This window comes from Candidatus Binatia bacterium (assembly GCA_036504975.1).
In the GTDB taxonomy this organism is placed as follows: Bacteria; Desulfobacterota; Binatia; order UBA9968; family UBA9968; genus JAJPJQ01.
This window is the reverse complement of the sequence record DASXUF010000183.1, coordinates 1-6,114: the sequence shown is the minus strand read 5'-3', so window position 1 is coordinate 6,114 and position 6,114 is coordinate 1. Positions and strand designations below refer to the sequence as shown.

Genomic DNA, 6,114 nt, shown 5'->3' with positions numbered 1-6,114 from the left:
TTCGTGCGCATCGCCTCGCGCAACGTGAATTCCGTTTCGGCGACGGCCCGAGGCCCGCTCGCGGCGTGTTTCTTTGTGTCTGTAACCTCGATTGCGGCGCCGCCTTTCCCCTTGTAGATGCGCGCAATCATCACGGCCAATGGAAGGCTGACGGCCAGTAAAACGATTCCGGACGCCACGGCCGCGGTTCTCCAACCCCAGTGGACGATCATCCAGCCGATCACGGGCACCAGCGGCCCGGACAACCCCGGACCCATCCGGTAAATTCCAAAGGCGAAGCTCCTGCGCTCGCGGAACACCTGCGCGATCATCACGCTGATCGGCATGTTGTAGCCGAGACTGGAGCCGAGAACGATTCCGAGAACGATGACGACGTAGAGCATCGTCAACGAATCGACGAAGCTCAGGCAGAAAAAGCCCAGCGCGCCGACGAAGATGCCGATAAACATCATCTTCGGCGGGCCGAACCGGTCCGTGGCGTAACCCTCCAGCGGACCCAAGAGGCCGGATTCGATTCTGGCGAGCGAGAAGGCGCCCGAGATGGCCGTACGGCTCCAGCCAAACTCCCGCTCGAAGGAGGGAAAGTAGGCGCTCAGTCCGAAATAGCTAAGGCCGGTGTTGAGGGCGTGCGCGAGACACGCGGCGATGACGATCCACCAGCGTTGATTCATTTTTAGGCGTGCGGCACGAGGCGTGAGTTAACGATGTCTTAATTTTCTTGAGGACGGTAGAAAAGTCCCAGAGACGTCCCTAGCCTATCCGATCAAACAATAAAACCCAAAATAGCAAACCGGCTACAGCACCGAAAAGCCCCCCCAGCAACACGTCGATCACCGCATGACGCCGGAGTTCGAGACGCGACCAGGCCACGGCCATTGCCAGGCAAAGACCGATGGCGACGAGCCAGAACCCCGAGTACCATAGCAGCGCCGTCGAATAAACTGAGAACGCGACGTGGAGCGATATCTTGACCCACGCTGAAAAAAGGATCGCCAGAACCGCGAGACATCCGGAGACAAAAAGCCCGACGGTAAGTCCGACGGGTTGTGACTGGCGAAAGCTGATCAAGGCGGCAATGAAAAGAAGCAGCGCCAGAAAGTAATTAAAGGAGCGCCGCTCGCCGATCCGACTTGCATCTATGTGTTGCCACCGGCCGGCTCGTACTTGCCACCAGGCAAAAGTCAGAACGATCAGCGAGAGCGATATAAAAAATATCGCCGCCGCCCACAGCACGCGCGAAAGCGCGCCATGCGATGCCATGGCAACGACCGACGCAATGGGAACTACGCACAGCGGATGGCCGACAATGGAAACCGTGCGCGCGAGCGTGTGGCGCATTCAGATTAATCGAGCCACATTAACTTCGCCGGATTATCCTTCAGCATCGTGCTTACCTCGTTCGGCTTGATGCCGAAGCCGAGCAGCGCGCGGATGAAGACGCGCATGCCGTCGATCGCGTCCATGTGGAGCACCTGGCCGAAGTCGCTGCCGATGATGCAGCGGTCGGGGCCGATTTGTTTAATAGTGCGGATCGTCTCCATCGGATCGGCGACCGGCTGGTAGAGGCTCGGAATCATCGGCTGGCAATACGTGCCGACGTAGACGCCGAGATCGCGGAGCTGCTTCATCTCGTCGAGGAGGAGCTTGTTGAGCTCCAATAACGGATGGTCGAGGGTCGCGCGGACGCCGATCTCTTTGGCGAGCTTGGCGAGCGGCAGCAATTCTTGAAAATCGGTGTGGCCGAAGCCGATGCCGACTTTTTTCTCGGCCGCCATCTCCATGATCTCTTTAACTTCCGGCAGGACCTTGCCGTCTTCGGCGACCAAACGCACGCCGCCTTTTTCCGGCTGGCCCGCGCCGCGCCAGAAACCCAGCGACGTGAAAGTCGGAAACCAGATCATCTTGAAATTGGGATACTGAAGCGCGACGCGAATGTACTCGGGCCTCATGCCGTGGCACGTTCCCGCGCCGCCGTAAACCTCGACGCGGTTCGTCAGCTCGCCCCTGGCGATCATGTCGTCGATGTGGCGCTGGGTGAGATACGCGGAGGTTGCGCTCACGTTCCAGTGGTCTTTGAAGGCGATCGCGCGCATGCCGCACTTCGACGCCTCGATCGCGATTTGAATCATGTCCTGCGAGCGGTGGACGAAATCGGGATAGGCGTGGATGTGGCAATCGATCGCGCCCTTGAGCAGCTCGTTCTCTATTCCCGGATAGATCTTCAGCATCTCCGGGTTGTCTTTCAGCATCTGATAAAAATAATCTTTCGCGTTGAGCTGCTTCACCCGCTCGACGCTTAGCGTCCGCCCCACCATCAAGCTCTCCGCCGCCGCCGCATCAGCCGCAAAATCACACATCTCTCACCTCCAAAATTCGGTTGATTGGGTTGATCGGGTTATTTGGGTTCGTTGAGTTCATTGGGTTGTTTGGGTTCATTGAGTTAACTCAAGAAACGCAATGAACTCAAGAAACTCAATAAACTCTTTATGAGCGCCCCCACGCTTCTAAAAACCTTCTCGCGTCTTCCACCACCGGCTCGGTGACGGGCACGTAGGGAGTGACGAGGCGCGTCGCGCCCGCCTCTTTGAACTGGACCAGTTTGTCTTTGATTTCCCCGATCGAAGTTCCCGGCACGACGGGAAGCTTGTCCATGTAGTCGTCGGTCAACGCCGCCATCGCTGCCTTGAAGCCGCCCTTTTGAAACGCGCTTTGAATCGCGTTCACCTCCGCCTCAAAGCCTAATCCTTTGAGCATGTCGCTGTAATGGTCCGCGATGTTATAAAACGTCAGCACCTGCCGGAGCTTGGAGCGTGCCAGCGCGCGGTCGGGGTTGAGCGAGACCCGGCACTTGGCGATGATCTCGATCTTCGCCGGATCGCGGCCCGCCTCTTTCGCGCCTTCGCGCACACGCGCGGCGATCTCGCGGATTTTCGCCGGCGTCGCCATGTTGATGAAGACGCCGTCGGAAATTTTTCCGACGAGCTTCGTCATCTGCGGCCCGAGCCCGGCGAGGTAGATCGGCAAGTTCGGGTGTGAGGGTTTCCAGGATAATTGGAAGCGCTTTCCCGTCTGGTAAATTTCTCCCTCGTATTCGACGCGCTCGCCCGCGGCGACTTTACGGACGATGTCGATGTACTCGCGCGCGCGCCTGAGCGGGCGGTCGAACACGCCGCCGTGCCAGCCCGCGATGCTCTTGTTCGCGACGCCGAGCCCGAGCAGCAGCCTGCCACCGGAGAGATCTTGCAGCGTGGCGGATTGAATTCCGAGAGTCACAGGGCTCCTGCCGTATATATGGTAGATCGCCGTGCCGAGCTTGATGGTCTTCGTCCGGCTCGCGGCGGCGGAGAGAAGCACCATCGGGTCGGTGCTGTTCGACTCGCCCTTCCAAAAAGCACCGAAGCCGACCTTCTCGGCCAGCTCGACCAGATCGATGACGCCGGCCGCCGGATAGTGCGCGGCGGAATTTATCTCGATGTCATGAACCATTTCCCAGACCCTCTCCTATCTTCCAGTACGTTAAGGTTCCCCGCCCGCCCGGGAGTTTCTCGGAAGGCCGATGCGTAGGACGAGGTGCCTCAAGCGTAGTTGAGACCTTCTCTCATCAGTCTCGTGCCGCGTTCCACGGACATATCGCATCGGCCTGGAGAGAGACTCACGGGTGGGCGGGTGGCCCACGGTGGTTTTCAGCAGCTCGTTAAGCGACTGAGATCACGCCGTGCGAACGCTTGGAAAGAACTTCGCCGCCGTTCTCGCCGACTAGAACGGTACTGCCCCACGTGAACTTAGTTTTTGCATCGGAGCCGGTAACCGTAGGCCGCCAGAGCCACAGGGTATTTTTCTCGATTGAAATTCCTTTCAACGCATCGGCGGAAGTCGAAGACTTGATCACCGGGCCGTCGTCGCCGGCGCCGCGGCCGGACAACAGGATCTCCGTTTTCATGCCGTTCTTCTCCGCGAAGCTTTTAGCGAAGTCGATGACTTCGGCGGAGGATTTCCCCGGCGCCAAAAACTTGAGCCCGGCGTTGAATACTTCCCTCTGCCGCTCGATCGCGGGTTTCCACGCCTCGGGAATTTTCCCCAGCAGAATGGCCTGGCCCTCTTCGGCGATCTGCGTGCCGAAGACCGCGATCATCTCGCTTTGAATCAGCGAGTTTGCTTTGAGCCTGCGGCCGAGCGGCGGATTGGCCGAGCGCTTGGCGTCGGAGCTGTCAATCGCGCCGGTCGTCCATGCAAACGGATAATATTCCGCGCCGAGCTCCAGCATGCGCGCCATGACATTCGCATAGACCACCGCCTCGTCCGCACCGGGTCGTGCCATGCGCTTGAGCTCGTCGATTCCGGCTTCGGCGATTTCCGTCGCTTTTTTCATCGCGTCGATCTCTTCCGCGCTCTTGACGTAGCGGACAAAGCCGATGACGTCCGTCGCATCTTCGAACTTCGCGTTGGGCATCCGCCGCAATACGGCGGAGAACGCGCCGTGGTTGACGACGCCGTCGATCGAAGTCACGTGGGAGACTTTTCCGCCCTTCAAGCCGGCGACGCCGATGCGAGCGCGCTCCATGCCGCACTCCAATAATGCTTCCGCCATCGGCTCCGACCACTCGCGGCTCGTCTGCCACGGCTCCGGCGCCCAGGTGTTGCGCGAGCTGCGGTCGGCGATGATGATCGGCGCACGGCCGTCGGTCGGCATGATGACCGACGAGCAGCGGAGCTGCGTCAAATAGCGCGCGTCGATGCCGTCGCCGAGCGGGACAAAAATGCAATCGAAGCCGGCTTTGGCACCGCGCTCTTTCACGGCCTTCCACCTTCGGTCCCGCTCCTGGACCGAATAGTTCGACCAGATATAAACCGTCGCCCCCGCTCTTTTCGGCGGAGTGTAAGCCATAAGTCCTCCTTTGAATAGCTGTCAGCAATCAGCTTTCAGCGGTCAGCTTTTATTTTCCGGATTTTCCCTCACGCCAACCCTCTCCCTGAGGGAGAGGGTGAGGGTTAGCTGTTATATATAGCTGACGGCTGATGGCTTCTTAGCTATTGAATCGAAACCATTCCCGGTGTGCGCTTGACGAGCTGCACGGCACCGGTTTTCGTGACGAGGACGCAGCCGCCCCAGCTATATTGGATCTTCTCGTCGTCCGACATCGCGATCGGCTTCCACACGAAAATGTTTCCCTCCTGTATCACGATATCGCGCACCTTCTCGCCGCGGTCCTGCGGCGTCAACAGCGGGCCGTCGTCGCCGTACCCGCGCCCGTGCATGAGAATCAGGCTCTTCATGCCGCGCTTCTGCCCGAAGCTGTTGACCGAATCGATGAACTCGCCGAAAAGCTGGCCGGGCTTGATGCTCTCGAGTCCGGCGTAGAAAAGATCGCGCTGGAGATCGACCACGCGCTGCCATGCTTCTGGGATCGGCCCGAGGAGAAATCCCTGTTGCTCCTGCGCGATCAAGCCGCCCCACAGCGCATCAACCTCGTTGTGGATGCGATACATCGGCTCGAGGACGCGGCCTTCGGGTGGATCCTCGAAACGCGGCAACCTCGCGGCGTCGAGCGGCCCGGTGTAAAGCGCGAGCGGATAATAGCCGCTGCCCAGCTCCAGCATGCGGCGCATCACGGCGGTGTAGACGACGGAGTCCTTCACGCCGGGTCTCGCGACCCGCCCCAGCTCGTCGATGCCCGCCACGGCGACCGCCGCGCCGCGCCGCAGACAGTCGATCTCCTCTTCTCCTTTGACGTAGCGCGCGAACGCGACCGTGTCGTGGTCATCCTCGAATTTGGCGTTGGGCAGCCGGCGCAGAACCTCGACATAAGAGGTGTGATTCACTACGCCTGCGTAAGCCCGGCCATGCACCATCTTACCGCGCTCGAGCCCGGTGACGCCGATGCGCGCGCGCTCCATGCCGCATTCGCTCAGCGCTCGCGCCATCGCCTCGCCCCACGACTGTCCCGGCGAGCGCGGCTCGGGAATCCATTCGTTTCCCGGCAAATCGCTGATGACGATCGGCTTCCGTCCGTCGGTCGGCAGGACCACCGCAGCGTTGTCCAGGAGCGTTAGGTAGCGGCCGTCCGAGCGCATACCGCGCGCCTGCTCCAGCGAAAGGTGCTGATTTCGTCCGTC

Annotated in this window: 6 protein-coding genes; all 6 read right to left on the bottom strand. The window is 60.3% G+C overall.

What is annotated here, in order from left to right:
- Positions 1 to 671 (bottom strand): MFS transporter (locus VGL70_22510; protein HEY3306303.1); only part of this gene is annotated, 671 nt, incomplete at its 3' end.
- Positions 672 to 750: 79 nt separating this feature from the next.
- The gene (locus VGL70_22505; protein ID HEY3306302.1) at positions 751 to 1,338 is read right to left on the bottom strand and encodes a hypothetical protein; all 588 of its coding nucleotides are present in this window, start codon (positions 1,336 to 1,338) and stop codon (positions 751 to 753) included.
- Between the two features lie 5 nt (positions 1,339 to 1,343).
- Positions 1,344 to 2,357: a DUF6282 family protein gene (locus tag VGL70_22500; GenBank protein HEY3306301.1), complete on the bottom strand. Its 1,014-nt coding sequence runs from the start codon at positions 2,355 to 2,357 to the stop codon at positions 1,344 to 1,346.
- A gap of 127 nt (positions 2,358 to 2,484) precedes the next feature.
- Positions 2,485 to 3,486: an LLM class flavin-dependent oxidoreductase gene (locus tag VGL70_22495; GenBank protein ID HEY3306300.1), complete on the bottom strand. Its 1,002-nt coding sequence runs from the start codon at positions 3,484 to 3,486 to the stop codon at positions 2,485 to 2,487.
- A 208-nt stretch (positions 3,487 to 3,694) separates the two neighbouring features.
- Entirely contained in the window at positions 3,695 to 4,885 is a 1,191-nt protein-coding gene (locus tag VGL70_22490) for a M24 family metallopeptidase (protein HEY3306299.1), read from the bottom strand.
- A gap of 143 nt (positions 4,886 to 5,028) precedes the next feature.
- Positions 5,029 to 6,114 (bottom strand): M24 family metallopeptidase (locus VGL70_22485; protein ID HEY3306298.1); only part of this gene is annotated, 1,086 nt, incomplete at its 5' end.